Origin of the sequence: Streptomyces sp. NPDC053750, from assembly GCF_044544295.1 — a bacterium.
GTDB lineage: Bacteria > Actinomycetota > Actinomycetes > Streptomycetales > Streptomycetaceae > Streptomyces.
Genome location: NZ_JBITXB010000016.1, coordinates 57,623 through 84,265, shown reverse-complemented (window position 1 = coordinate 84,265; position 26,643 = coordinate 57,623). Strand labels below are relative to the sequence as shown.

The following is a 26,643-nucleotide window of genomic DNA, read 5'->3' as shown; positions in this document are numbered from 1 at the left end:
TCCCACACGAAAAGGCCCCTGCCCGAGTCTCAGATGCGGGTCACCTCACCGGCGTGAAGTCCCGCGCGCCAATGAACTCCGGCCGCCGGATCGGTGCCGCGAACGGCTCGACCGCCGTGTTCTCCACGCTGTTGAACACGATGAACACGTTGCTGCGCGGGAACGGCGTGATGTTGTCGCCGGAACCGTGCATGCAGTTGCAGTCGAACCAGGTCGCCGAGCCGGCCTTGCCGGTGAACAGCTTGATGCCGTACTCGGAGGCCATCTTCGTCAGCGCCTCGTCGGACGGCGTCCCCGCGTCCTGCATCTGCAGGGACTTCTTGTAGTTGTCCTTCGGCGTGGCCCCCGCGCACCCGAGGAACGTCTTGTGCGACCCCGGCATGATCATGAGACCGCCGTTGGTGTCGTAGTTCTCGGTGAGTGCGATCGAGACCGAGATGGTGCGCATGTTCGGCAGGCCGTCCTCGGCGTGCCAGGTCTCGAAGTCCGAGTGCCAGTAGAAGCCGCTGGCGCCGAAGCCCGGCTTGACGTTGATCCGCGACTGGTGGACGTAGACGTCCGAGCCGAGGATCTGCCGGGCGCGCCCGACCACCCGCTCGTCACGGACCAGCTTCGCGAACACCTCGCTGATCTTGTGCACCTCGAAGACCGACCGGATCTCCTTGGACTGCGGCTCCACGATCGAGCGCTCGTCCGCGCGGATGGCCGGGTCGGTGGTGAGGCGCTCCAGCTCACGCGCGTAGATCTCGACCTCGTCCGGCCCGATGAGCTGGTCGATGGCGAGGAAGCCGTCGCGGTCGAGGGCCTGCAGGTCACCCTGGGAGACGGGGCCGGGCGTGTCCGGGGAGCCCCAGACGACCGGGTCCTGCCGGGGGGTGGCCACCTCGGTGGCGCCGCGGGTGGGATAGAGATCAGTGACGTTCGTGGTCGTGGTCACGGTGACTCACACCTCCTCGGTGAGCAGCGGGTAGACGCCGTTCTCGTCGTGGTCCTCCCGTCCGGTCACGGGCGGGTTGAAGACACAGATGCAGTGGAAGTCCTCCTTGACCTTGAGCGTGTGCCGCTCGTGGCCGTCGAGGAGGTACATCGTGCCGGGGGTGATGTGGTACGTCTTCCCCGTCTCACGGTCGGTCAACTCGGCGTCGCCCTTGGTGCAGACGACGGCCTCGATGTGGTTGGCGTACCACATGGACGTCTCCGTACCGGCGTACAGGATCGTCTCGTGCACGGAGAAGCCGACCTTCTCCTTGGCGAGGACGATGCGCTTGCTCTCCCACGTGCCGGACGCCGATTTCACGTGCCGGTCGGTGCCTTCGATCTCCTTGAACGAACGGACGATCACGGTGTTGCGATGCCTCCTAGGTGAAGGATGTGCAAGGGTCCCCGGGGCCCACGGTCACGCGGGCCGAAGGCCCCGGAAGTGCGGGTGGGTCAGGCGGTCTCGCGGACGGCCCGGGCGAGGGTCTTCAGTCCCTCGTCCAGCTCGTCGGGCGTGACGGTGAGCGCCGGGAGCAGCTTGACGACCTCGCTCTCGGGGCCGGACGTCTCGATGAGCAGCCCGAGTTCGAAGGCGCGCTTCGCGACCTTGCCCGCGCGCTCCTTGTCGTGGAACTCCAGGCCCCAGACCAGTCCGCGGCCGCGGTACTCCTTGACGTCGGCGAGGTTCTCCTCGGTGATGGCGATCATGTGCTGCTCGACCTGCTCACCGCGGGCGCGGGTCTGCTTCTCCATCGCCGACCCGTCGGCCCAGTACGCCTCCAGCGTGGCGGTCGCCGTGACGAAGGCGGGGTTGTTGCCGCGGAAGGTGCCGTTGTGCTCGCCCGGCTCCCACACGTCCAGTTCCGGCTTGAACAGGCAGAGCGACATGGGCAGGCCGTAGCCGCTGATCGACTTGGAGACGGTGACGATGTCGGGGGTGATGCCCGCCTCCTCGAAGGAGAAGAAGGCGCCGGTACGGCCGCAGCCCATCTGGATGTCGTCGACGATGAGCAGCATGTCCTGGCGCTCGCACAGGTCGGCCAGGGCGCGCAGCCACTCGGGCCGGGCGACGTTGATGCCGCCCTCGCCCTGCACCGTCTCGACGATCACGGCGGCCGGCTTGTTGAGGCCCGAACCCTGGTCCTCGAGCAGCCGCTCGAACCAGATGAAGTCCTCGACGGTGCCGTCGAAGTAGTTGTCGAACGGCATCGGCGTGCCGTGCACCAGCGGGATGCCGGCGCCGGCCCGCTTGAAGGCGTTGCCGGTCACGGCGAGCGAGCCGAGCGACATGCCGTGGAAGGCGTTGGTGAACGACACGATCGACTCGCGCCCCTTCACCTTCCGCGCCAGCTTGAGCGCGGACTCCACGGCGTTGGTGCCCGTCGGGCCCGGGAACATGACCTTGTACGGCAGGTCGCGCGGGCGCAGCACGATGTTCTGGAACGTCTCCAGGAAGCGGCGCTTGGCGGTGGTCGACATGTCGAGCCCGTGCGTGACGCCGTCCCGCTCCAGGTAGTCGATCAGCGCCCGTTTCAGGACGGCGTTGTTGTGCCCGTAGTTGAGCGAGCCCGCTCCGGCGAAGAAGTCGAGGTACTCGTGGCCGTCCTCGTCGTACATGCGGCTGCCGACCGCACGGTCGAAGACGGTGGGCCAGCCGCGGCAGTAGCTGCGCACCTCGGACTCGACGGTCTCGAAGACACTGAGGTCGGGCTGGGTGATGGTCACGACGAATCGCTCCTCGTGGGGTGAGGTGGGAGAGGGAAGTCGTACGGATCCGCCGGAACCGGTGCGGTTCCGGTCGGGAAGTCTGCGGGGGCCGGACGGTCGGGGGTGACCGGACCGTCCGTGACGGCGCGTCAGCGGCCGGGAACGGACAGGGGACCGATGCGGTACAGGACCTCGGGCTCGTGCGACCCTTCGGGGAACAGGTCCGTGTCGAACAGGACTTCGCGCTCGAGCCGGGCGTTGTGGCGCGCGGCGAACGAGGTGAACAGGCGCTGGGACGCGGTGTTGTCGGGGGAGATGGTGGTCTCCACGGTCGTCGTCCCGGACTCCGCGACGGTCCGGGCGGCCAGCCCGTCGAGCAGCGAAGCCGCGAGCCTCCGTCCACGGTACGCCTCGTCCACCGCCACCTGCCACACGAGCAGGGTGTCCGGCCGGTCCGGTCGCACATAGCCGGTGACGAAGCCAACCGGCACACCGTGCCCGTCACGGGCGACGGCCGACGTGGCGGCGAAGTCCCGGCACCAGAGCAGATAGCTGTACGAGGAGTTCAGGTCGAGGACCTTCGAATCCCTGGCTATCCGCCACAGGGCGGCTCCGTCGGCCACTCTCGGACGATCGATTAGCAGGTCTGCTTGCGCGGCAGTCATGCAAATTGAATTTACCCAGAGAAATTCGAAATTGCATCGCCGTATGGGGTTACGTATGGGCGCGTTGTGTGTTATCACGCGTGCGCGTGCTTCCGCGCGAGGGGGCGGAGGTATGGGGGGATTTGTGCCCGGCATATGCCGCGAAGCGGACAGCATGTGGATCGGATCACAATCACGTAACCTGAGTGGCACGTGCCCGAAATGCGCAGCTCGACCTTAGCGAAATCTATGTGTTTAGGACCGTTAAGAGCGGGCAGAAGAATACGGGAAGCTGTGCTGAGGGTAATTACTTAATTCTGTTTGTGTGAGCTTCGGGAATTCCCCGAATTCACGCCCCCGAAAGGTCGTCTCCGGCCGTCCGGTCCCAGGCCTCGTCGGCGGCCCGCCGGGCAGCCTCCCCATCGACCTTCAGGCCCTTCTCGGCCAGCGCGGCACCCAGTGCCGCCAGACAGTTCAGCACCGCCCCCCGTGTCGCGTCCGGCCCGTAGTGGTTGACCCGGATCATCTCCTTGGCCAGCGCACCGCCGCCCGCGACCAGCGGCAGCGCCGGGTCCGACGCCAGGGCGAGCGCCACCAGCTCCGAGGCGTCGACGTCCGACGGCACCCGCAGCGTCGTCGCGACCGGTGCCGCGTCCTTCGCCTCGTGGACGTACGGCTCCAGGCCACCGCCCAGCGCGAGCGCACCGGCCCGGGTGGCCGCCGCGGCCGACGCGTGCCGGGCCATCACGGTCTCCGGGCCCGCCGCCTCGATCCGCTCGAGGCACGCCTCGAGCGCCAGCATCTCCAGCTGCGCCGGCGCGTGCAGCAGCGCCCTGCGCCCGCCGTCGACCCAGCGCTCCTTCCAGTCCAGCAGGGAGAGGTACGACCGGCGCGGCGCCCTCGGGTTCGCCGCCATCCGCGCCCACGCCCGCTCGCTCACCGACACCGCCGAGACCCCGGCCGGGCCGCCCATCGCCTTCTGCGCCCCGATGACGCACAGATCCACGCCCCACGCGTCCGGCAGCACCGGCTCGGCGCCCACGGAGGCCACGGCGTCCAGGTAGAACAGCGCGCCGTGCGCCCGGACCACCTCGCCGATCTCCGCGACCGGGTTGGTGTTCCCGGTCGCTGCTTCCGCGTGCACCAGGGACACGAAGTCGATCTCCGGGTGCTCGGCGAGGGCCGCGCGGATCCCGTCGGCCGTCACGGCCGCGTGGAACGGCACGGCGAGGTCGTGCACCGTCGCTCCGCAGTCCCGCAGCCAGTCCCCGAACGTCTGCCCGTACGGTCCGGTGATCACGTTCAGCGCGACCGTGCCCGGCCCGGCCGCGGCGCGGATCGCGCCCTCCAGCGGCAGCAGCGCCTCGCCCTGCATGATCACGACGTCCTGCCGGGTGCCGAGCATGCGCGCGACCCGGTCCTCGATCGCGGCGAAACGGCCGGCGCTCAGCGGGGCGAGGTCCAGGAAGGGGTGGGTCACGGCGGTGCTCTCTTCAGTAACGGTCAGGTGTACGGCACGTACGCAGTCGAGAGTAACCACCGCCCCCGCCGCCGCTCGCGCCGGAGGGCTTCCGTTGCGACACCCCCACGCCCGGAATCGTGGCTTCCGCCACAGCCGTGGTGATCTCCGGGGTGATGGACTCGGCCCCGTGATCCTCCTGCTGCTCGCCCTCGTCGCCGTGGTGATGGCCGTCCTCCTCGGCCGGCGCTCCACCTACCCCCGCTGCCCTGCCCCGGAGGCGGGGGCTCCGGGCGTCCCCGCGCCCCGCAGGCCGGGCGCGCCCTTCCGCGTCGTCGCCGCAGTCGCCGGCGGGGCCGCCGCCCTGCTGTACGCCTGGGGCCTGGTGTGCGTGGGTTTCGCGGTCATGGAGGCGGAGGACGGTGGTACCGGCTCCTCGCCGATGCGGCCGTGCCGGACCGGCGTGTCCCCGGAGCTGTCCGGGCGGGTCATCGACTACTCCGTCTCCTACCTGCCCCTGCGCTTCAGCTGCGAGACCGTCGACGGCGAGGCCTACGACTCCGCCGACATCCCCGGCTACGTCAACCCCGGCGTCGCCGTCCTCGCCCTCACCGCCGTCGCGAGCGCCGTCGGGGCCGGGTACGCGACGGAACTGCGTGCCCGCGCGGCGGCCCGGAACGGCGGCCGGTGACCGGGCCTTCGAACAGGCCCGGGCCCCGGTCTAAGGTGCGGGGCATGAGCAATCGCGCGGTGCTGCACGTCAAGGGTCGGGTGCTCGTCGGACCGGACGAGGACGACGTCCGCGACGAGCTGTGGGTGATCGACGGCCGGATCTCGTACGACCGTCCCGCCGGCGCCGCCGACATCCGCACCGTCGAGGGCTGGGCGCTGCCCGGCCTGGTCGACGCGCACTGCCACGTCGGCCTCGACCAGCACGGAGCCGTCCCCGAGGACGTCGCCGAGAAGCAGGCGCTGACCGACCGGGACGCGGGCACCCTGCTCATCCGCGACGCGGGCTCGCCCTCCGACACCCGCTGGATCGACGACCGCGACGACCTCCCGAAGATCATCCGGGCCGGGCGCCACATCGCCCGCACCCGCCGCTACATCCGCAACTACGCCTGGGAGGTCGAGCCCGACGACCTCGTCGCGTACGTCGCCCAGGAGGCCCGGCGCGGCGACGGCTGGGTGAAGCTGGTCGGAGACTGGATCGACCGCGACCTCGGCGACCTGTCCGCCTGCTGGCCGCGCGGCGCCGTCGAGGCGGCGATCGCCGAGGCGCACCGTCTGGGCGCCCGCGTCACCGCGCACTGCTTCGCCGAGGACTCGCTGCGCGACCTGGTCGAGGCCGGCATCGACTGCATCGAGCACGCCACGGGCCTCACCGACGACACGATCCCGCTCTTCGCCGAGCGGGGCGTCGCCATCGTGCCCACCCTCGTCAACATCGCCACCTTCCCCACGCTCGCCGACGGCGGCGAGTCCCGGTTCCCGCGCTGGTCGGCCCATATGCGCCGGCTCCACGAACGCCGCTACGACACCGTGCGCAGCGCCTACGACGCCGGGATCCCGGTCTTCGTCGGCACCGACGCGGGCGGCTCGCTCGCCCACGGGCTGGCGGCGGCGGAGGTCGGCGAACTGGTCACCGCCGGCATTCCGCCCCTGGACGCGCTGGCCGCCACGACCTGGGCCGCCCGGCGGTGGCTCGGGCGTCCCGGCCTCGACGAGGGCGCGCCGGCGGACCTGGTGGTCTACGACCAGGACCCGCGCGCGGACGTGCGCGTGCTCGGCGCTCCGCGCCGGGTGGTGCTGAACGGGCGGGTCGTCGGATGACCGACGCGGGTGAGCCCGGGGAACACCCGTACCGGCGAATTCGAAAAGGCTGACGGAAACCCCACGAAGGGGTGAAGTGCCCTTGGATCGCTGACCGTTCGGCGTGCGCGGGGCCATTCTTTCCGGGTCCCGAGCATGTCGCTCATGCGTGTCCCGCACGCATGTCTCACTGGGGGTCCCACCACCTTGAACGGCAACACCTTCCGCATGCCCGCACGCCGCCTCGTCACCGTCGCGGCGGCCACGGCCCTGGCCGCGGGCCCCGCCGCCCTGGCCGGCGCGGGCACCGCCCACGCGACCGACGACCACGGCCGCGCGAGCGCCGCCGTGCTGCGCACTGGGCTCGACGTGTCCCTGCTCAACAGGACCGTGAACGTCCCGCTCACGGTCACCCTCAACGAGGTGCAGGCGCCCGAGAGTGCCCGGAAGACCGCGCTGACCGCCCGGCTGGACGGCGTCGACGGCGGCAAACCCTTCAGCGTCCTGCGCGCCGAGGTGGCCGACGCGAAGGCGACGGCGACCGCGGAGAAGTCCGAGGGCCACACCAGGCTGGCCCACGCCATGGTGCACGTTCCCGGCCTCCCCCTGCTCTCGGTCGTGGAGCTCGAGGAGGTCACCTCCAGGGCGACCTGCGAGGCCGGGAAGAAGCCGGTCGCCGAGGCGAACCTGCTGGGCCCGGTGACGGTGCTCGGCAAGAAGGTCACGCTCACGACCGGCGGGACGACCGAGGTGAAGGTGCCCGGCGTCGGAGAGGTCCGGCTCGACCTCTCGAAGACGCACACCACCTCCCGCACGGCCGCCGCCACCGCGCTCGAACTCAAGGTGTCCGTCAACCCCCTGGACCTGAACGTCGCCGAGGTCGACGGCACCCTCACGCTGGCACAGGCAACCTGCGAGTCCCCGTCGGCCCCGGCTCAGGCCGAGCAAGCACCCGCCGGACAGAAGACCGGGGAGAACACCGGGAAGGACGCCCATCCGGCCGCAGAACCGGCGGCCGACGTGAAGGCCCAGGGCGCCCGCGGCGCCGCCGACCTGGCCGAGACGGGCGGCAGTTCGGCAACCCCGTATGTCGCGGCCGGCGCCGCCGCCCTGGTCCTGGCGGGCGGCGGAGCACTGCTCCTGGCCCGCCGCAGGCGCGGCTGACCACGACGACGAGGGCGGCGGCCCGCGCACCTCAGGCGGGCCCCGCCACCGCCCGCCCCAGCGCCCGCAGGAAGCCGTCCGTCGTGGCCCGGTCCCGCACCGCCAGGCGCAGCCACCGGCCGTCCAGGCCCGGGAACGTGTCCCCGCGCCGCACCGCGTACCCGAGGTCGCGCAGCCGGTGGCGTACGGCCGTTGCCTGCGGGAGCCGGACCAGGACGAAGGGCGCCTCGGCGGGCTCGACGACCCGCAGTCCGGCGTCGGCGAACCCGGCCAGCCCGGCGACGAGACGGTCCCGGTCCGCGGCGATGCGGTGGGCCGCGTGGGCCGCCTCCGCCAGCGCCAGAGGCGCCACGCACGCCTCGGCCGCCGCCAGCGCGGGCGTGGACACCGGCCACAGCGGCTGGGCGCGCTCCAGATCGGCGACCGTCTCCGGCGCCGCGAGGACGTACCCGATGCGCAGTCCCGCCAGCCCCCACGTCTTGGTGAGGCTGCGCAGCACGACCAGCCCGGGCACGTCCGTCCGCCCGGCCAGCGCCTCCCGCTCGCCCGGCACCGCGTCCATGAACGCCTCGTCCACCACCAGGGTCCGGCCGGGACGGGCGAGGCCGGCGACCGCGCCCGCCGGGTGCAGCACCGACGTCGGGTTCGTCGGGTTGCCGATCACCACCAGGTCGGCGTCCTCGGGCACCGCCGCGGGGTCGAGCCGGAAGCCGTCCGACTCCCGCAGGACCACCCGGTCGACCGTGTGCCCCGCGTCCCGCAGCGCCGCCTCCGGCTCGGTGAACTGGGGGTGCACCACGACGGGGTGCCGCACCTTCAGCGCCCGCGCCAGCAGCACGAACGCCTCCGCCGCGCCCGCCGTCAGCAGCACCCGCTCCACCGGCAGTCCGTGCCGCGCCGCCACCGCCGCCCGCGCGGCCCGCCCGTCCGGGTAGGCCGCGAGGGAGCCCAGCGAGGCGGCGACGTGCTCGCGCAGCCACGCCGGGGGCGTGTCCGCGCGGACGTTCACCGCGAGGTCCACCAGCGCCGAGCCGTCGTCGCGGACCTCGGCGTCCCCGTGGTGCCGCAGATCGTGCCCGGCCTCAGTGCGCATGGGAATGTGCGTGTCCATGCCCGTGATGGTGCCCGTGGTGGTGATGGCCGTCGTCGTCGGGGTGGAAGTGCGGCTGCTGCGGCAGCCCCACCTTGTCCTCGAAGCCCGGCAGCGCGATCCGGTACACGCACGAGTCGCAGTTCATCCGCAGATCGCCCTTGACGGCCTCCTCGTACCGCTCCCACACCAGGTCCAGCAACTCCGGCTCGGGACCGATGACGTCCGCCGACCGCACCCCGGTCTGCGGGTGCGCGGCGGCCCACTCCTCGGTCTGCTCCCGGACCCGGTCCGGGAGGATGCCGGTGAACAGGAAGTACGGCAGGACCACGATCCGCCGCGCGCCCAGCCGCGCGCACCGGTCCAGGCCGCCCGGCACGTCCGGCCGCGCCAGCGACACGAACGCCGTCTCCACGGCCGCGTACCCGCGCCCCTCCCACAGCAGCCGCGCCGCCTTGAACACCTCGGCGTTGGCGTCCGGGTCCGTCGAACCGCGCCCGACCAGCAGCACGGTCACCTCGGAGGGGTCCCACGACGGGTCGACCGCCTCCGCCAGCCGGCGCTCCAGCACCCGCAGCAGCGCCGGGTGCGGGCCCAGCGGACGCCCGTAGGTGTACGAGATCCCCGGGTGCCGTTCCTTCTCACGGGACAGCGCCGCCGGGATGTCGCCCTTGGCGTGCCCGGCCGAGACCAGCATCAGCGGCACCGCGGCGAACCGGCGTACGCCCCGCTCCACCAGCTCGGCGACGGCCTCGCCCAGCGGCGGCGGGGACAGCTCGATGAAGCCGCCCGCGACGGGCAGTTCGGGGTGGCGGCGGCCCAGCTCGCGCACGAAGTCGCGGAAGGCCTCGGCTCCGGCCTCGTCCCGGGTGCCGTGTCCGGCGATGAGCAGGGCGGGCGGGGTGGTCACAGGTTCTCCTCGGGTTCGTCCGCCGAAGCGGGGTGGTACAGCAGGGCGTTGAGCGCGGCGGCGGCGACCGCCGACCCGCCCTTCTCGGACACGTTGCTCACGGCGGGCAGCCCGCTCTCCCGCAGCGCGGCCTTGGATTCGGCCGCCCCGACGAAACCGACGGGCAGCCCGATGACGAGCGCCGGGTCGGCGTCCAGGGTGAGCAGCTCCTCCAGGGCGGTCGGAGCGTTGCCGATCACCCAGAGGGCGCCGGGCCCGACCTGTTCGTACGCCAGCCGGATGCCGTGCGCCGAGCGGGTCAGCCCCGGACCGGCGACGGCGTCCTTCAGCCGGCAGACGGTCTCGCGCCGGGTGATGCCCGCGCCGACCATCTCCACGTCCACGACGACGGGCGCCCCGGCGTGCAGCGCCGCGTGTGCCTTCTCCAGCTCGCCCTCGTCCATGACGAGGTCGGTCGCGTACTCCAGGTCGGCGGCGGAGTGGATGACCCGCTCCACCACCGACCGGGTCAGGGGCGGGAAGTGCGAGGTGTCCAGACGGGCGCGCAGCCGCCGGTAGGACTCCTCCTCGATGGGGTGGACCACGCGGTTCACCGGGACGCCTCCTGCCAGCGGTAGCCGCGCGGGGTGACCATGCGCCCCGCGATCTCGCGGGTGGCCGTGTTGCCCACCGTCACGACCGTCATCATGTCGACGCTCGCAGGGTCCAGCGCCGCCAGCGTGGTCAGCCGGCTCGACTCGTCGGCCCGCGACGCGTTGCGCACCACACCCACCGGCGTCACCGGCTCCCGGTGCTCCGCGAGGATCGCCAGCGCCTTGGGCAGCTGCCAGTCCCTTCCCCGGCTGCGCGGGTTGTAGAAGGTCACGACGATGTCCGCCTCGGCCGCCGCCCGCACCCGCCGCTCGATGACCTCCCACGGCGTGTGCAGGTCGGAGAGGCTGATCGACACGTGGTCGTGGCCGAGCGGCGCCCCCAGGATCGCCCCGGCCGCCAGCGCCGCCGTCACGCCCGGCACCCCGACCACGTCGATGTCGTCGGACGCCTCGGCCAGCGCGGGCGAGGCCATCGCGTACACGCCCGCGTCTCCGCTGCCGATCAGCACGACGGCCTGTCCGCGCCGGGCCTCCTCGACCGCGGTCCGGGCCCGCTCCTCCTCGGCGCCGAGCCCCGACTCCAGGACGCGCGTGCCCGGCCGCAGCAGATCGCGGATCTGGTCGACGTACTGGTCCAGGCCGACCAGCACCGAGGCCCGCCGCAGCTCCGCCGTCGCGCGCGGCGTGACCAGGTCCCGGGCGCCCGGCCCGAGCCCGACCACCGCGAGCCGCCCGCGCCCGGGCCGCCGTACGACGGCACAGGTCGCCATCGCGGGAGTCGCCGCCGACTTGCGCTTGGGCACGAGGAGTTCGCCGCCCCGCACCAGCGCCGCCGCCTCCGCGACCGACGGTGTGCCCACGGCGGCGAGCGGCGCGTCGGACGGGTTGGGCACCTCGACGCCCGCCAGCTCGTCCGCGGCGTACGTCACCAGGGGCACGCCCAGCCGCTCGGCCGCCCCCACGATGCCGGGCTCCTCCGCCTTGGCGTCCACGGTGGCCAGCTCGGCGACCGACGCGGCGGACAGCCCGGCGTCCCGCAGGGCCTCCTCCACCAGCGCGAGCACCTCGTCGACCGGCGCGCCCTTCGACGCCCCGACTCCGATCACCAGGGACGGCGGACGCAGCACGACCTCGCGCTCGGTCGGCTCGACCAGACGGTCGGTCACCCGGACCGCGTACGCCCCGGTCCCGGCGACCGGCAGCGGCGGCAGCGGCCAGGGCACCTCCGCCCGCAGTGCCACCGGTTCGCCGTCGAGCAGCGCCCGCGACACCCCGGCGACGTCGCCCTCCACGGGCAGCCCGAGGGTGTCCAGACCGGCCAGGCCCACGGCGTCCGTCGCCGTCGTCACCACCGGCTCCGCGCCCAGCACCTCGCCCACCGCACGGGCGAGGTCGTTGGCGCCACCGCCGTGCCCGCCGACCAGCGACACGGCGAACCGCCCGCCCTCGTCGACGCACACCACCCCCGGGTCGGTCCGCTTGTCGTCCAGCAGCGGCGCCACGAGCCGGACCACGGCCCCCGTGGCCAGGAAGCACACGAGCTGCTCGCACTCGGCGAACGCCCGCCGCACGGCGTCCCCGACGGGACCGTCGTACACCCGCGTACGCTCCGGCCAGGCCGCGGCCAGCCGGTCGCGCGCAGCCGCGCCCGCCGCCGTGGCGGAAATCAGGCCGATCACTGAGCAGCTCCTTCACTACGTGCCGGGGGCCGGACGCCCCACAGCAGGAAAACGGGATTGGTCGCCGCGAGCCGGGTCACGTCACCCGGCAGCGGCGCGAGCCGGGACGACTGCAGCAGCACCCCGTCGCACTCCAGCCCGGCGTCGAGCAGCGCCGCGCGGGCCGCCGGGACCCGGTCGAGCGCGGCCATGGCGACGACCACGGACCGCCGGGCACGCCGGGCGCAGGCCGCGACGACCGCGGGCAGTTCGCGCCCCCCGCCGCCGACGAACACGGCGTCGGGATCGTCGAGGTCGGACAGCACCGTGGGCGCCGCCCCGTGCACCACCCGGACGTCGACCCCGTGCGCGGCGGCGTTGGCGCGGATCCGCTCCACACCGTCGACGGTCTTCTCCACCGCCGTGACGGCGGCACCCAGCCGCGCGCACTCCACGCCCACGGACCCGGAGCCCGCGCCGACGTCCCACACCAGGTCCCCCGGGCGGGGCCCCAGCCGCGCCAGCGCCAGCGCCCGCACCTCGAACTTGGTGATCATCGAATCGCGGTGGGCGAACTCCGTCTCGTCAAGGGCCCATCCGGCGGGCTCGACGAGCGGCCCCGCGACCGCCCGCACGGGACCCAGCGCCCGCGCCTCGTCCAGGCACAGCACCACGCTCACCGCCGCCCCCCAGTCCCGGGCGGCGGCCTCGGCGGGCGTCACCCGCTCCACGCGCTCCGCGTCGGAACCGAGCGCCGAGGCGACGACCAGCGTCCGCGCGTCCCCCCGCAACGCGGCCCCCAGCTCCGCCGGACCGGCCCCCGGCCCGGTCAGCACGGCCACCTTGGGACGGGCCCGGCACAGGTTCACCGCCGTCCGCAGCTCCCGCCCGTGCGCGCTGGCCACCACGGCGTCGTCCCACGGCAGCCCGACCCGCGCGAACGCGGCGGCGACGGAGGACACCCCGGGCCGCACGTCCAGCCGCTCCGCCCCGAACCGCTCCGCCAGCGCCCGCACGATCCCGAAGAACCCCGGGTCGCCGGAGGCCAGCACGACCACCGGCCGCTCCTTCGCGACGTACTCCGCGACCGTGTCGAGGGCCGGCGCCAACGCCCCGAGCACGACCCGCTCGGCCCCGTCCGGCAGCCGTACGGTGTCCAGGTGCCGCCGCCCGCCGACGACCAGCTCGGCACCGGCGGCCACGTCCCCGTCGGGCGCCGTGCCGGCGCCCATCCCGACCACGGTGATCACGTGCTCGCACCTCGCGAACGCAGCTGCCGACGCGCCTCGGGGTCGGCCCTGCGATAACCGTGGAAGTGCCCCGGGTGGTACAGGTGCGAGCGGGTGCCGTGCGCGTCGAGGGCCGGGCCCACCAGGAACAGCGTGTGCTTCCAGAGCTTGTGCTCCTTGACCGTCTCCTCCAGCGTGCCGATCGTGCACCGCACGACCAGCTCCTCCGGCCAGGTGGCCTGGTACGCGACGACGACCGGGGTGTCCGTCGGATACCCGCCTTCCAGCAGCTCCCGCACCAGCTGTCCGCTGCGGGCCGCCGACAGGAAGACCGCCATGGTCGTGCCGTGCTTGGCGAACTCGCGGACCTCCTCCCCGGGCGGCATCGGCGTCTTGCCGCCGCCGAGCCGGGTCAGGACGACCGACTGCGCCACCTCCGGAATCGTCAGCTCCCGCTGCGCGAGCGCGGCGACCGCGGAGAACGCGGAGACACCGGGCACCACCTCGGTCGCGATGCCGAGCTCCGCGCACCGGTCCAGCTGCTCCTGCGTGCCGCCCCACAACGCCGGGTCGCCGGAGTGGATGCGCGCCACGCGCAGCCCCTCCTCGCGGGCCCGCCGGTAGACGGCGACGACGTCCTCCAACGACATCGTCGCCGAGTCCAGCACCTCGGCGCCGTCCCGCGCATGCTGCAGGACCTCCGCCTGCACCAGGCTCGCCGCCCAGATCACGACGTCGGCCTCGGCGATGGCGCGCGCGGCCCGGAACGTCAGCAGATCGGCGGCGCCGGGACCGGCACCGACGAAGGTCACCTTGCCGGTGCGGGCATCGGCCACGGAAGCCTCGTGAGCCACGGAAGCCATGGGAATCGGTCCTCTCCTACGCATATTTACTGCGGTTGCTGCTGTCGTACGCGCGTGAACGCCCGTTGATCGGATAGCAAGGGCCCATGGCGGTCTTCGTCGCGCTCGGCGCGTTCCTGATGACGCTGGCCGGTGGCTGGACGGCACAGCGCGTCACCGACCGGCGGCACCTGGTCCTCGGCCTCGCCGGTGGCCTGATGCTCGGCGTGGTCGGCCTCGACCTGCTGCCGGAGGCCCTGGAGGCGGCGGGCGACGAGGTGTTCGGCGTGCCCGAGGCCCTGCTGCTCTTCGTCGCGGGGTTCCTCCTCGCGCACCTGGTGGAACGCCTGCTGGCCGCCCGCCGCGCCGCGCACGGCGCCGACGAACACGGACGGCGCTCGCCCCAGGTGGGCCTGACGGCCGCCGCCGCGATGGTCGGCCACAGCGCGATGGACGGCGTGGCGATCGGCGCGGCCTTCCAGGTCGGCGGCGGCATGGGCGCGGCGGTCGCGATGGCCGTGATCGCCCACGACTTCGCGGACGGCTTCAACACCTACACGCTCACCAGCCTGTACGGGAACGCCCGCCGCCGCGCGATCGCGATGCTGGTGGCCGACGCGGTGGCGCCCGTGGCCGGTGCGGCCTCCACCCTCCTCTTCACGATCCCCGAGGGCGCGCTCGGCGCGTATCTCGGCCTGTTCGGCGGCGTACTGCTCTACCTCGCCGCGGCCGAGATCCTCCCCGAGGCCCACCACGTGCACCCCGCCCGCTCGACCCTGCTGTGCACGGTCGCGGGCGTGGCGTTCATCTGGCTGGTGGTGGGCATCGCCGAATGAAAGGGAGGCATCGCCGAATGAGACGCCCCCGTTCACAATTTGCCGCCCCGGCCACCCTCGCGCCGGGCGGGCGCGATGAGCGTCGACAGATAGGGCAGCGGCGCCCCGTCCCACTCGGCCGCCGCCCGCACGGACTCCTCCGGCAGCCCCAGCGCCGACCCCCACACGGCGTCCTCCAGCCGCCCGGTCTCCCGCAGCGCCTCGGCGACCTCGGCCGCCTGCCGCCCGAACTTGTAGGCGACGACCGTGCCGGGACCGTTCAACGCGTCCTTGAGCACGGCGCCCCCCGCGGTGACCGGCACCAGCGTCAGCGGCTCGGTGCCCTCCGTCAGCACGGCCCCCGACCGCGCCGCGAGGTCCTGCATGGCGGTGATCCCCGGCACGGTCTCCACGACGGTGCCCGGCACGAGCTCGCCGACGGTCTGCGCGAGATAGGTGAAGGTCGAGTACACGTTGGGGTCGCCAATGGTCGCGAACGCGACGCACCCGTGCTCCCGCAGCAGCCCGGCCACCCGCTCCCCGGCCGCGTCCCAGGCCGCCTCGCGCCGCGCCCGGTCGGTGCGCTCGTTCAACGCGAACACCACCCGGACCACCTTCTCGGCGGGCACGTAGTGCAGCACGGTCGCCTCGGCGCGGCCCTGCTCGCCCGTGTCCATGACAGGGACGACGACGACATCGGCGGCCCGCAGCGCGTTGACCCCCTTGACGGTCACCAGCTCGGGGTCCCCGGGACCGACCCCCACCCCGATCAGCCTGCTGCTCATGACGTCCGGCACCTCTCCACGAACCGACGGGCGACACCGGGCTCGGACGCCCAGTGCGTGTGCAGATAGCTCGCGTGCACACCGCGCTCCACAAAACCCTCGACGCGCCGCTCGGGCGCCCGCATCCCCCACGCCGGCGCCGCCCCGGCCCCCGGCTCCACGACCGTCCGGTGGAACTCGTGCCCCCGCATCCGCGTCCCCGCCACGGCCAGCGCACTGTCGGTCACGGCCACGGCGTCCCGGTAGCCCAGGGTGAGCCGCCCGGACATCCGCGCGGAGGCGTCCAGCACCCCGCACATGGGCAGCCCGTCCAACTCCCGGCACAGATACAGCAGCCCGGCACACTCGGCGGCGACGGGAGCGCCACTGAACGCAAGCTCGGCAACGGCCTTGCGGAGCGACTCGTTGGCGGACAGCTCTGCGGCGTACACCTCGGGAAACCCACCCCCGATGACAAGGCCACCGGTCCCCTCGGGCAACTCCTCGTCCCGCAACGGATCGAAGACGACCACCTCGGCCCCCGCAGCGGCGAGCAGTTCGGCATGCTCGGCATAGGAGAACGTGAACGCAGCCCCACCGGCCACGGCAATACGCCCCAGCCCGTCCGGCGTTTGAGGACGAGGCCCGTTCAGGGCCGAAAGCGGGGGTCCGGGGGCGGCAGCCCCCGGGGTCGGGACGGGAAGGGGCGGCGGGGGCGAGGAAACAAGCACCTCACCCGCATCCCAAGCCGCACAACCCAGCGCCCCCGCCCCCCGCGCCAGCCCGACCAACGCCTCCAGATCACACCCGCCGGCCACCTGCGCCGCCATCGCGGCAACGGCCTCCACCGCCTGCGAACCCCGCTCGGCGACCGGCACCAACCCCAGATGCCGAGCCGGCGTCTCCACCTGCGCGGCCCGCCGCAACACCCCCAGCACCGGCACCCCGACGGAGTCCAACGCCTCCCGCAACAACCCCTCGTGCCGATCGGACGCGACCTTGTTCAGGATCACGCCCCCGACCCGCACCTCCGGATCCCACGTCACGAACCCGTGCACCAGCGCCGCCACCGACCGCGACTGCGACGACGCGTCCACGACGAGCACGACGGGCGCCCGCAACATCTTGGCGACCTGCGCGGTGGACGCGAGCTCACCCTCCCCCGCGGCCCCGTCGTACAGCCCCATCACGCCCTCGACCACGGCGATGTCACACCCGCGCGCCCCGTGCAGGAACAACGGCCCGATCAGCTCGGGCCCGCACAGATACGCGTCGAGGTTCCGCCCCACCCGCCCGGTCGCGAGCGCGTGGTACCCGGGGTCGATGTAGTCGGGCCCGACCTTGTGCGGCGACACGGCGAGCCCGCGCCCGGCGAGCGCGGCCATCAGCCCGGTGGCGACCGTGGTCTTGCCACTCCCCGAGGAGGGCGCGGCAACGACCAGCCGGGGCACGGAGGAGGAGGTCACCACTCGATGCCCCTCTGCCCCTTCTGCCCCGTGTCCATCGGATGCTTGACCTTGGACATGTCGGTGACGAGATCGGCGAACTCCACGAGCTCGTCGGGCGCGTTCCGCCCGGTGATCACGACATGCTGGGTCCCGGGCCGCTCCCGCAGCACGGACACCACCTCGTCGGTGTCGACCCACCCCCAGTGCATGGGGTAGGCGAACTCGTCCAGCACGTAGAGCCTGTACGTCTCGGCGGCGAGGTCCCGCTTGACCTGCTCCCAGCCCTCCCGGGCCTTCTCCTCGTTGTCCATCTGGGCATCCCGCTGGACCCAGGACCAGCCCTCGCCCATCTTGTGCCAGTCGACGGACCCGCCCTCACCACTGGCGCCCAGCACCCGCAGCGCGTTCTCCTCGCCGACCTTCCACTTCGCCGACTTGACGAACTGGAACACCCCGATCGGCCACCCCTGGTTCCAGGCCCGCAGCGCCAGCCCGAAGGCGGCGGTGGACTTGCCCTTCCCGATGCCCGTGTGCACGACGACCAGCGGACGATTGCGCCGCTGGCGGGTCGTCAGTCCGTCGTCCGGTACGACACTCGGCTGTCCCTTCGGCATTACGCGGCCCTCCTCTGTACGTCCTTGACCAGCCCGGCGATGGAGTCCGCCCGCAGCTCGTCCAGCGTCACCGCCGTACCGCCCAGCTCACCCGCGAGCTGCCCGGCGAGCCCGAGCCGCACGGGCCCCGACTCGCAGTCCACGACCACGGAGGCGGTGCCCTCGGCCGCGAACAGCCGCGCGGCACGCGCCGCCAGGGCGACCGGCTCGGGGCCACCGGTGGCCCGCCCGTCGGTCACCACGACGACCAGCGCCCGCCGCGCCGGGTCCCGCAGCCGCTCCACCCGCAGCACCTCGTGCGCGCGCAGCAGCCCGGCCGCCAGCGGCGTACGCCCGCCGGTCGGCAGCGACTCCAGCCGAACCGCCGCCGCGTCCACCGACGAGGTCGGCGGCAGCGCGACATCCGCGGCCGACCCCCGGAAAGTCACCAGCCCCACCTTGTCCCGCCGCTGGTAGGCATCCAGCAGCAACGACAGCACGGCGCCCTTGACGGCGCTCATCCGCTGCCGCGCCGCCATCGACCCGGAGGCGTCCACCACGAACAGCACGAGGTTGCCCTCACGCCCCTCGCGCGCGGCCTGCCGCAGATCGTCCCGGCGCACCACCAGCCCGGGCCCGCTGCGCCCCCGCGCCCGCTGGTGCGGGGCGGCGGCCTGCACGGTGGCCGCGAGGTGCAGCTTGGTCAGCGCCCCGCGGGGCCGCCGGGCCCCGGTGGTCCGTCCGTGCTCGGTCCGCGCCCGCGAACGCCGCCCGGCGGCACCCTCGCCCAGCCCGGGCACGCTCAGCACCTTCGTGCGGAACGGCTCGGCGGCGCGCACGGGGGACTGCTCACCGGCACCGCCGGAGGGCTGCGGCTCCCCGCCCTCCCCGGCCTCGGGCCGCGCGGCGGTGTCACCATCGCCCTGCGGGGCGTCGTCGGGCGCCGGCTGCCCACCGGGACCGCCGGGGCCCGGATCCGGATCGTCGTCGCCCTGGTCCTGCCCGCCGAACTCCTCCAGGGTCTCGTCGAGCTTGTCCTCGTCCAGGCCCGGCGCGTCGAACGGGTTCCGCCGCCGCCGGTGCGGCAGTGCCAGCAGCGCGGCCTGCCGCACGTCCTCCGCCAGCACCTCGGTCCGCCCGGCCCACGCGGCCAGCGCGGTCGCCGTACGCGCCATCACGATGTCGGCCCGCATGCCGTCCACCTCGAAGGCGGCGCAGGTCGCCGCGATCTGCCGCAGCGCCCCGTCACCGAGCCGCACCGACGGCAGCAGCTCCCGCGCCGCCACGATCCGAGCCCGTACGGCGGCCTCCTCGCCGGCCCAGCGCGCGGCGAACCCGGTGGGGTCGTCGTCGTACGCGAGCCGCCGCCGGACGACCTCGACCCGCTCATCCGGCTCCCGCGAGGCCGCGACCTCCACCGTCAGCCCGAACCGGTCGAGGAGCTGCGGCCGCAGCTCGCCCTCCTCGGGGTTCATGGTCCCGACGAGCAGGAAACGCGCCGCGTGCCGCACCGAGACACCCTCGCGCTCGACGTACGAGGCACCCATCGCCGCCGCATCCAGCAGCAGGTCCACGAGGTGGTCGTGGAGGAGGTTGACCTCGTCGACGTACAGGATCCCGCGGTGCGCGTCGGCCAGCAGGCCCGGCTCGAAGGCCTTCACGCCCTCCGCGAGCGCCCGCTCGATGTCGAGGGCGCCCACCAGCCGGTCCTCGGAGGCGCCGACGGGCAGTTCCACCATGCGCGCCGGACGCGACGCGAAGGCGCCCGGCGCGTGCGGACCGTCCGGGCAGGCGGGGTCGGGGGAGTCGGGGTCGCACGAGAAACGGCACCCGGAGACGACGTCCACCTCCGGCATCAGCGCCGACAGCGCCCGCACGGCCGTGGACTTCGCGGTGCCCTTCTCACCGCGCACCAGCACACCGCCGACGGCCGGGCTGACCGCATTCAGAAGCAGGGCCAGGCGGAGATCTTCCTGTCCGACCAGGGCGGTGAAGGGATAGGGCGTGCTCACGCGGTGATCACTCCTTTGAGGGAATCGTGCCAAGACCAGTCGCGGCGGGGCCACAGAGCCGTCATGGTCGAGGCATGCTCCCCGCCGACGCGGGGATGGTCCTGCCGTGTCGCCAGCGGTAGGCGGTGTGCTGGTGTGCTCCCCGCACTTGCGGGGATTTCCAGGGAGATCACGCGTCTCCCTCCAGATCTCCCTCAAGCTCGAGGTAGGTAGCACGGAGCCGGTCCAGGGTTTCTTGGTCCGGCTCCGCCCACAGCCCCCGGTCCGCGGCCTCCAGCAGTCGTTCCGTGATGCCGCGCAGCGCCCAGGGGTTGGACTTCTTCATGAAGTCCCGGTTCTCCGGGGCGAAGACGTACTCGGCGCTGAGCCGCTCGTACATCCAGTCGTCCACCACCCCGGCCGTTGCGTCGTAGCCGAAGAGGTAGTCGACGGTCGCCGCCATCTCAAAGGCACCCTTGTAGCCATGCCTGCGCATCGCTGACATCCACCTGGGGTTCACCACGCGGGCCCGGAAAACGCGGTGCGTCTCCTCGCCCAGCGTTCGGGTCTTCACCTGGTCCGGAGTGGCGGAGTCACCCACGTACGCCTCGGGGCTGGCCCCCGTCAGATGCCGCACCATCGCGACCATGCCGCCGTGGTACTGGAAGTAGTCGTCCGCGTCGACCAGGTCGTGCTCACGCGTGTCGACATTTTTCGCCGCGACCGCGATCCGCCGGAACGCCGTCTCCATGTCCCCGCGCGCCGCCCGGCCGTCGAGCCCGCGCCCGTAGGCGTAACCGCCCCACACCGCGTACACCTCGGCGAGGTCGGCGTCGGAGCGCCAGTTGCGGGCGTCGATCAGCGGGAGCAGACCGGCGCCGTACGCGCCCGGCTTGGAACCGAAGATGCGGGCCGTCGCGCGCCGCCGGTCGCCGTGCTCCGCGGTGTCCTCGTCGGCGTGGGCGCGGACGAAGTTCTGCGAGGCCGGCTCGTCCAGCTCCGCCACCGCCCGCACCGCGTCGTCGATCAGCCCGACGACGTGCGGGAACGCGTCCCGGAAGAACCCGGAGATGCGCACCGTGACGTCGATCCGCGGCCGGCCCAGCTCCTCCACCGGCACGACCTCGAAGCCCGTCACCCGGCGCGACGCGTCGTCCCACACCGGGCGGCAGCCCAGCAGCGCCAGGATCTCGGCGATGTCGTCGCCCTGGGTGCGCATCGCGGACGTGCCCCACACCGTCAGGCCGACGGACTTCGGGTACTCGCCCGTGTCCTGCAGATACCGCTGCACCAGCGAGTCCGCCAGCGACTGGCCGACCTCCCAGCTCAGCCGGGACGGGATCGCCTTGGGGTCGACGGAGTAGAAGTTCCGGCCGGTCGGCAGCACGTTGACCAGACCGCGGGTCGGCGAACCGGACGGCCCGGCCGGGACGTAACCGCCGTCCAGGGCCCGCAGGATGTGGCCGATCTCGTCCGTCGTCCGGGCGAGCCGCGGTACGACCTCGGTGCAGGCGAACTCCAGCACCGCGACCGCGTCGGGCAGTTCGGCGCCGAGCACCTCCCGCACCAGACCCGGCACCGCCGCGGTGTCCCAGTCCCGGGACTCCATGCCCTCCGCGAACCGCCGGCACAGCTGCTCCAGCAGGTCGATCGCGTCGGCGGCCGAACGCGCCGGTCCGTCCACCAGGTCCGTCAGCTCCACCGGCACCTTCACCGGGGCGCCCGGTTCGGCCAGCAGCTCCTTCTCCACCAGCCCGAAGTGCTCGGCCAGCGAGGCCCGCAGCCCCGGCAGGGCGTTCGCCTGCCCGCCCCACACCTGCGAGGCCCGCAGCACCGCGAGCACCAGATTCACGCGCGGCTCGCCGACCGGACCGCCACCGAGGATGTGCAGGCCGTCCCTGATCTGTACGTCCTTGATCTCGCACAGATAGCCGTCGATGTGCATGACGAACTCGTCGAAGTCGTCGTCGTCCGGCTGGTCGTCGACATGCAGGTCGTGGTGGAGTTCGGCCGCCTTGACCAGCGTCCAGATCTGCGCACGGACCGCCGGGGCCTTCGTCGGGTCCAGGTCGGAGACGAGCGCGTACTCGTCGAGCAACTGCTCCAGCTTGGCCAGGTCGCCGTAGGTGTCGGCGCGCGCCATCGGCGGCACGAGGTGGTCGACCACGGTCGCGTGTCCGCGCCGCTTGGCCTGGGTGCCCTCGCCGGGGTCGTTGACGATGAACGGGTAGATCAGCGGCAGGTCGCCGAGGACCGCGTCCGGGGCACAGCCGGCGCTCAACCCCAGCCCCTTGCCCGGCAGCCACTCCATCGTGCCGTGCTTGCCCATGTGCACGATCGCGTCGGCGCCGAAACTGTTCTCCAGCCACCGGTACGCCGCCATGTAGTGGTGCGACGGCGGCATGTCGGGGTCGTGGTAGATCGCGATCGGGTTCTCGCCGAAGCCGCGCGGCGGCTGGATCATGACCACGACGTTCCCGAACTGCAGCGACGCGAGCACGATGTCGTCCCCGTCGACGTACAGCGAACCCGGCGGCTCGCCCCACGCTTCCCGCATCCCGTCCCGCAGCTCCGGGTCCAGTTTCTCGAACCACGCCCGGTAGTCGGCGAGCGGGACCCGCGCGGGCGCCGCGGCCAGCTGGTCCTCCGTCAGCCACTCGACGTCGTGACCGCCGGCCTCGATCAGGCGGTGGATCAGCTCGTCGCCGCCGGAGGGGTACCCGGTGACCCCGTATCCCGCGTCCCGCAGCGCGTCGAGGACCCGGACCGCGGACGCCGGGGTGTCGAGCCCCACCGCGTTGCCGACGCGGGAGTGCTTGGTCGGATACGCGGTGAAGACCAGCGCGAGCTTCTTGTCGGCGTTCGCCTTGTGCCCCAGCGCCGCGTGCCGTACGGCGATACCGGCGACCCGCCCGGCCCGCCCGGGGTCGGCGACGTACACCGGTACCTCGTCCGGCCCCTGCTCCTTGAAGGAGAACGGCACCGTGACCAGACGCCCGTCGAACTCCGGGATGGCGACCTGCATCGCCGCGTCCATGGGGGACAGGGCCGCGTCGGACTCCTCCCAGGCGGCCCGGGAGGAGGTGAGGCAGAGTCCCTGCAGCACCGGCACGTTCAGGTCGGCGAGCGCGCCGATGTCCCAGGCCTCCTCGTCGCCGCCCGCCGACGCCTGCGAGGCGTGCGTGCCGCCCGCCGCGAGGACGGTGGCGACCAGCGCGTCGGCTCGGCCGAGCAGGTCGTACAGCCCGCTGTCCGCGCCGCGCAGCGAACCGCAGTAGACGGGGAGCGCGTTGGCGCCGCGCGCCTCGATCGCGTCGCACAGCGTGTCGACGAAGGCGGTGTTGCCGCTGAGCTGGTGGGCGCGGTAGAAGAGCACGCCGACCGTCGGGCGGCCCTCGACGAACGGGCGCTCACCGTGCAGTCCGTACTCCGGCATCTTCTGCGGTTCGTCGAAGCCCTCGCCGGTCAGCAGCACCGTGTCCGACAGGAACCGGGCGAGCTGCGTGAGGTTGGCCGGCCCGCCCTCGACCAGGTAGCGCAGCGCCTCCGCCACCACGCCGGCCGGCACCGAGGACTCGGCCATCAGCTCCGCGTCCGGGACGCTCTCGCCGCCGAGCAGGACGGTCGGGATGCCGGCGGCCTTCAGCGCGGCGAGCCCGTCCTCCCAGGCGCGCTTGCCGCCGAGCAGGCGTACGACGGCGAGGTCCGCGCCCTCGACGAGCGCCGGCAGCTCCTCCCGTACGTCGACCCGGGTCGGGTTGCCGATCCGGTAGGCGGCGTCCGACGCGCGGGCCGCCAGCAGGTCCGTGTCGGCGGTCGACAACAACAACACTGTGCTCATGCGGGCGCTCCCGGTGGAATGAAGGGCAGTCCTTGTGGCGCGCCGGACTCGATGAGCCGCCACAGCGCGTCCGTGTCCGCGTGGTGTTCGATCAGGTCGCCGAGCCGGTCGAGCTGCTCCTCGCGCAGCGCGGCGAACGAGGTGCCGGGCGCCGGCACGAAGCGGCGGCCCGCGGCGGCGGCCACCTCGCGCAGGAAGGCCCGCCGGAAACCGTCCGACTCCAGCGAGCCGTGCCAGTGCGTGCCCCAGGTCTGGCCGACCCGGCAGCCGTCCAGGCTGTGTCCTTCGTCATCAGAGATGAACGCGTCACCGCCCGTCACTTCGGCGACCCCGTGGTGGATCTCGTACCCCTCGACGGGCTCGCCGAGGGCCTCGCCCACCGGCCGGGTGAGGGTCTTCTCGCGGGCGAACCGCACCCGCACGGGCAGCAGGCCGAGCCCGTCCACGTGCCCGGCGCGCGATTCGACCTCGTCCTCGATGTGCTCGCCGAGCAGCTGGAAACCGCCGCAGATGCCGAGCACGGGCCGCCGCTCGGCCACCCTGCGTGCGATCGCGTCCGCGAGCCCCCGCTCCCGCAACCACTGAAGCGCCCGGACCGTGCCCCGCGTCCCCGGCACGATCACGAGGTCGGCGTCGGCCAGCTCCTCCGGCCGGTCCACGAACCGCACCACGACACCCGGTTCGGCGGCCAGCGCGTCCACGTCCGTGAAGTTGGACATCAGCGGGATCGCGCAGACGGCGACCCGCAGCACGTCCTCGCCGACCGGCGGCGCGACGACGGACTCCCGCACGGTCCCGCGCAGAGAGACCCGCAGCCCGTCCTCCTCGTCGATGCCGAGCCCGTGCCGGAAGGGCAGGACACCGTACGTGTGCCGCCCGGTGAGCCCGTGCAGCATCTCAAGACCCGGCTCCAGCAGCGACACGTCACCGCGGAACTTGTTGACGAGGAACCCGGCCACCAGCGCCTGGTCCTCGGGCGCGAGCAGCGCCACCGTCCCGAAGAACGAGGCGAAGACCCCGCCCCGGTCGATGTCGCCGACCACCAGCACGGGCAGCCCGGCGCCCCGGGCGATCCCCATGTTCACGATGTCGGTCCGGCGCAGGTTGATCTCGGCCGGACTGCCCGCCCCCTCGCAGATCACCGCGTCATACGTGCCCCGCAGTTCGGCCAGACAGTCCAGCACGGTGCCGAGCAACTGCTGCTGCCGTCCGCCGTGGTAGCCGCGGGCGCTCATCTCGCCGACCGGCTTGCCGAGCAGCACGACCTGGCTGCTGCGCTCGCCGCCCGGCTTGAGCAGCACCGGGTTCATCTGCGCGGTCGGCTCCACCCGGCACGCCTGGGCCTGCATGGCCTGCGCCCGCCCGATCTCGGCGCCCTCGCGGGTCACGAACGAATTGAGGGACATGTTCTGCGCCTTGAAGGGCGCGACCTTCACGCCCTGCCGCACCAGCCAGCGGCAGATCCCGGCGGTGACGACGCTCTTGCCGGCGTCGGAGGTGGTGCCGGCGACGAGGAGGCCACCGCTCATGACGTACGTCCCTTCGTGAGAACCCGGCGGCCGAGCAGCCGCGCGCCCGCGCACACGCCCAGCGCCAGCCAGCCCACGCGCCGGGAGAGCCGCACGGCCCGGTCGATGTCGCCGCTACCGGCGCGGACGGCGCGCCCCGCCGCCCCGTTGAGGACGGGCCGGTGTTCGACCCGCCCGCCGTAGGAGAGCGTCCCGCCGAGCCGCACGCCCAGGGCGCCCGCGAACGACGCCTCGACGGGCCCGGCATTGGGACTGGGGTGCTGGGCGGCGTCCGCGCGCCAGGCCCGTACGGCGCCCCGCGGGTCGCCGCCGGCCACCGTGGCCAGTACGGCGGTCAGCCGGGCCCCCGGCCAGCCGGCCAGGTCGTCGAGCCGGGCCGAGGCCCAGCCGTACCGCCGGTACCGGGGGGACTTGTGGCCGACCATGGCGTCCAGGGTGTTCACGGCCCGGAAGCCGAGCAGCCCGGGCACTCCGCCCACGGCGCCCCACACCAGCGCGCCCACCACCGCGTCCGAGGTGTTCTCGGCGACGGACTCCACGACCGCGCGGGCGATCCCGTCGGCGTCCAGGGCCTGCGGGTCGCGCCCGCACAGGTGGGGCAGCCGGGCCCGGGCCGCCTCGACGTCCCCGGACTCCAGGGCCCGCCCGACGGCGCGCGCCTCCCGGGCGAGCGAGGTCCCGCCGACGACCGCCCAGGTGGCGGCGCCGGTCAGGGCGACGGAGGCGACGGGGGAGCGGCGTACGGCACGGGAGGCGGCCAGCCCGAGGGTGGCGGCGCCACCGGCGCACACGGCGGTGTGCAGCGCGCCCCAGCCCCGGTGGTCACGCCACAGCACCCGTTCCACGGCACCCGCGGCACGACCGAACGCGGCGACCGGGTGTCCACGGCGTGGATCACCGAGGAGGAGGTCACCGAGGAGGCCGGCGGCGGCGCCGTACGCGAAGACGCGTTCGGCAGGCACGGGCTCAGCCGGTCACACGGTCAGGCAGGTACCTGGTACTGAACGTCGATCGGCAGCCGAGCATCGCGTTGCGTCCTCACTCAGGGTGTCCACGCCCTGGTTCGAAGAGACCGGCGGTGAGAGTTCCTGGCTCCCGGGGATCTGCTCCCCGGTCACAGTGGCGGGACCGCGCCGGATTCGCACCGGGCTTCCTCTCCTGCCGCCGTAGATGGCTCCGGAAGTCCACCACGGCCCGCGAACACCCGTCAACCTGGCGTTGACCTGCGACGGGGGAGTGTGCGAAGGCCCACACGCGGGCGGTGTGCGCCGGCACGGAAAGAGGCGGGGCGCGGGACGGTTGCAGTCCGTCCCGCGCCCCGCCTCGTCGGCGTGTGCGGTGAGTCCGTCGAGGGTCAGGCGACGATCAGGTAGATGCCGTACGCCACCGCCGCCGCGCAGGCCGCGAAGCACGCGTACGCGCCGGTGACCGCGAGGCCCGCGGAGCCTCCCTCGGCGGCGGCCCGCTCCTGGCGGGAGAGGCCGGCGATGCCGAGGGTGAACAGGCCCACCAGGGCCACGGTGACCACGAGGCTGACCCCGAAGACGGAGCCGAGGGCTGCCCAGTCGATGCTCAT

At 73.4% G+C, this 26,643-nt stretch carries 23 protein-coding genes and 1 riboswitch; of the genes, 4 read left to right on the top strand and 19 right to left on the bottom strand.

Going from position 1 to position 26,643, the window contains the following annotated elements:
• Positions 1-40 precede the first annotated feature (40 nt).
• The 5 genes from thpD to ACIGO6_RS32860 all read right to left on the bottom strand — a co-directional run bounded on the left by thpD (position 41) and on the right by ACIGO6_RS32860 (position 4,809).
• Positions 41-937, bottom strand: a complete 897-nt coding sequence (gene thpD / locus ACIGO6_RS32880; protein ID WP_399882721.1) for an ectoine hydroxylase — start codon at positions 935-937, stop codon at positions 41-43.
• A 6-nt stretch (positions 938-943) separates the two neighbouring features.
• Positions 944-1,342, bottom strand: coding sequence for an ectoine synthase (locus tag ACIGO6_RS32875; RefSeq protein WP_217144727.1), 399 nt, complete (start codon positions 1,340-1,342; stop codon positions 944-946).
• 89 nt (positions 1,343-1,431) lie between these two features.
• On the bottom strand, positions 1,432-2,703 hold the full coding sequence (ectB, locus tag ACIGO6_RS32870; RefSeq protein ID WP_399882718.1) for a diaminobutyrate--2-oxoglutarate transaminase: 1,272 nt from the start codon (positions 2,701-2,703) through the stop codon (positions 1,432-1,434).
• A 131-nt stretch (positions 2,704-2,834) separates the two neighbouring features.
• On the bottom strand, positions 2,835-3,350 hold the full coding sequence (gene ectA, locus ACIGO6_RS32865) for a diaminobutyrate acetyltransferase (RefSeq protein ID WP_399882716.1): 516 nt from the start codon (positions 3,348-3,350) through the stop codon (positions 2,835-2,837).
• 328 nt (positions 3,351-3,678) lie between these two features.
• Entirely contained in the window at positions 3,679-4,809 is a 1,131-nt protein-coding gene (locus tag ACIGO6_RS32860; protein ID WP_399882714.1) for a pyridoxal-phosphate-dependent aminotransferase family protein, read from the bottom strand.
• Positions 4,810-4,978: 169 nt separating this feature from the next.
• Here ACIGO6_RS32860 and ACIGO6_RS32855 point away from each other — a divergent pair, with 169 nt between their 5' ends.
• The 3 genes from ACIGO6_RS32855 to ACIGO6_RS32845 all read left to right on the top strand — a co-directional run bounded on the left by ACIGO6_RS32855 (position 4,979) and on the right by ACIGO6_RS32845 (position 7,764).
• Complete coding sequence (locus ACIGO6_RS32855; protein WP_399882712.1) at positions 4,979-5,479, top strand: hypothetical protein; 501 nt, start codon at positions 4,979-4,981, stop codon at positions 5,477-5,479.
• A 44-nt stretch (positions 5,480-5,523) separates the two neighbouring features.
• Complete coding sequence (locus ACIGO6_RS32850; RefSeq protein ID WP_399882710.1) at positions 5,524-6,621, top strand: amidohydrolase family protein; 1,098 nt, start codon at positions 5,524-5,526, stop codon at positions 6,619-6,621.
• A 186-nt stretch (positions 6,622-6,807) separates the two neighbouring features.
• Entirely contained in the window at positions 6,808-7,764 is a 957-nt protein-coding gene (locus ACIGO6_RS32845) for an SCO1860 family LAETG-anchored protein (RefSeq protein ID WP_399882708.1), read from the top strand.
• Between the two features lie 31 nt (positions 7,765-7,795).
• On the opposite strand, the gene cobC is transcribed toward ACIGO6_RS32845, so the two are convergent.
• From cobC to cobM, 6 genes are read right to left on the bottom strand one after another with little or no spacing between them, the layout of a single operon-like run.
• A complete protein-coding gene (cobC, locus tag ACIGO6_RS32840) occupies positions 7,796-8,857 on the bottom strand; it encodes an Rv2231c family pyridoxal phosphate-dependent protein CobC (protein WP_399882853.1) in 1,062 nt (353 codons plus the stop codon).
• The gene (locus ACIGO6_RS32835; RefSeq protein WP_399882706.1) at positions 8,847-9,764 is read right to left on the bottom strand and encodes a sirohydrochlorin chelatase; all 918 of its coding nucleotides are present in this window, start codon (positions 9,762-9,764) and stop codon (positions 8,847-8,849) included. Before ACIGO6_RS32835 ends, cobC begins: the two co-directional genes overlap by 11 nt.
• Positions 9,761-10,357 carry a precorrin-8X methylmutase gene (locus ACIGO6_RS32830; RefSeq protein ID WP_399882705.1) on the bottom strand — a complete coding sequence of 199 codons (597 nt, stop codon included), beginning with the start codon at positions 10,355-10,357 and terminating at the stop codon, positions 9,761-9,763. Before ACIGO6_RS32830 ends, ACIGO6_RS32835 begins: the two co-directional genes overlap by 4 nt.
• Entirely contained in the window at positions 10,354-12,036 is a 1,683-nt protein-coding gene (gene cobJ / locus ACIGO6_RS32825) for a precorrin-3B C(17)-methyltransferase (RefSeq protein WP_399882703.1), read from the bottom strand. Before cobJ ends, ACIGO6_RS32830 begins: the two co-directional genes overlap by 4 nt.
• Positions 12,033-13,265: a precorrin-6y C5,15-methyltransferase (decarboxylating) subunit CbiE gene (gene cbiE, locus ACIGO6_RS32820; RefSeq protein WP_399882701.1), complete on the bottom strand. Its 1,233-nt coding sequence runs from the start codon at positions 13,263-13,265 to the stop codon at positions 12,033-12,035. Before cbiE ends, cobJ begins: the two co-directional genes overlap by 4 nt.
• The gene (gene cobM, locus ACIGO6_RS32815) at positions 13,262-14,107 is read right to left on the bottom strand and encodes a precorrin-4 C(11)-methyltransferase (RefSeq protein WP_399882699.1); all 846 of its coding nucleotides are present in this window, start codon (positions 14,105-14,107) and stop codon (positions 13,262-13,264) included. The genes cbiE and cobM overlap by 4 nt, the downstream gene beginning before the upstream one ends.
• Positions 14,108-14,193: 86 nt before the next feature.
• Between cobM and ACIGO6_RS32810 the strand changes: the two genes are divergently transcribed.
• The gene (locus ACIGO6_RS32810; protein ID WP_399882697.1) at positions 14,194-14,922 is read left to right on the top strand and encodes a ZIP family metal transporter; all 729 of its coding nucleotides are present in this window, start codon (positions 14,194-14,196) and stop codon (positions 14,920-14,922) included.
• Positions 14,923-14,954: 32 nt separating this feature from the next.
• Here the strand turns inward: ACIGO6_RS32810 and cobI are convergent, their stop codons facing one another.
• The 8 genes from cobI to ACIGO6_RS32770 all read right to left on the bottom strand — a co-directional run bounded on the left by cobI (position 14,955) and on the right by ACIGO6_RS32770 (position 26,643).
• Complete coding sequence (gene cobI, locus ACIGO6_RS32805) at positions 14,955-15,686, bottom strand: precorrin-2 C(20)-methyltransferase (protein ID WP_399882695.1); 732 nt, start codon at positions 15,684-15,686, stop codon at positions 14,955-14,957.
• Entirely contained in the window at positions 15,683-17,134 is a 1,452-nt protein-coding gene (locus ACIGO6_RS32800) for a cobyrinate a,c-diamide synthase (RefSeq protein ID WP_399882693.1), read from the bottom strand. Before ACIGO6_RS32800 ends, cobI begins: the two co-directional genes overlap by 4 nt.
• Positions 17,128-17,727, bottom strand: coding sequence for a cob(I)yrinic acid a,c-diamide adenosyltransferase (cobO, locus tag ACIGO6_RS32795; protein ID WP_399882691.1), 600 nt, complete (start codon positions 17,725-17,727; stop codon positions 17,128-17,130). Before cobO ends, ACIGO6_RS32800 begins: the two co-directional genes overlap by 7 nt.
• Positions 17,727-19,718 (bottom strand): putative cobaltochelatase, encoded by a 1,992-nt coding sequence (locus ACIGO6_RS32790; RefSeq protein WP_399882689.1) that lies wholly within the window; start codon positions 19,716-19,718, stop codon positions 17,727-17,729. Before ACIGO6_RS32790 ends, cobO begins: the two co-directional genes overlap by 1 nt.
• Before the next feature lie 169 nt (positions 19,719-19,887).
• Positions 19,888-23,538, bottom strand: a complete 3,651-nt coding sequence (gene cobN / locus ACIGO6_RS32785) for a cobaltochelatase subunit CobN (protein ID WP_399882687.1) — start codon at positions 23,536-23,538, stop codon at positions 19,888-19,890.
• Entirely contained in the window at positions 23,535-25,067 is a 1,533-nt protein-coding gene (locus ACIGO6_RS32780) for a cobyric acid synthase (RefSeq protein WP_399882685.1), read from the bottom strand. The genes cobN and ACIGO6_RS32780 overlap by 4 nt, the downstream gene beginning before the upstream one ends.
• Entirely contained in the window at positions 25,064-26,029 is a 966-nt protein-coding gene (locus tag ACIGO6_RS32775) for a cobalamin biosynthesis protein (RefSeq protein WP_399882683.1), read from the bottom strand. Before ACIGO6_RS32775 ends, ACIGO6_RS32780 begins: the two co-directional genes overlap by 4 nt.
• A 99-nt stretch (positions 26,030-26,128) precedes the next feature.
• Positions 26,129-26,272, bottom strand: a riboswitch (cobalamin riboswitch).
• A 149-nt stretch (positions 26,273-26,421) separates the two neighbouring features.
• Complete coding sequence (locus ACIGO6_RS32770; protein ID WP_399882681.1) at positions 26,422-26,643, bottom strand: hypothetical protein; 222 nt, start codon at positions 26,641-26,643, stop codon at positions 26,422-26,424.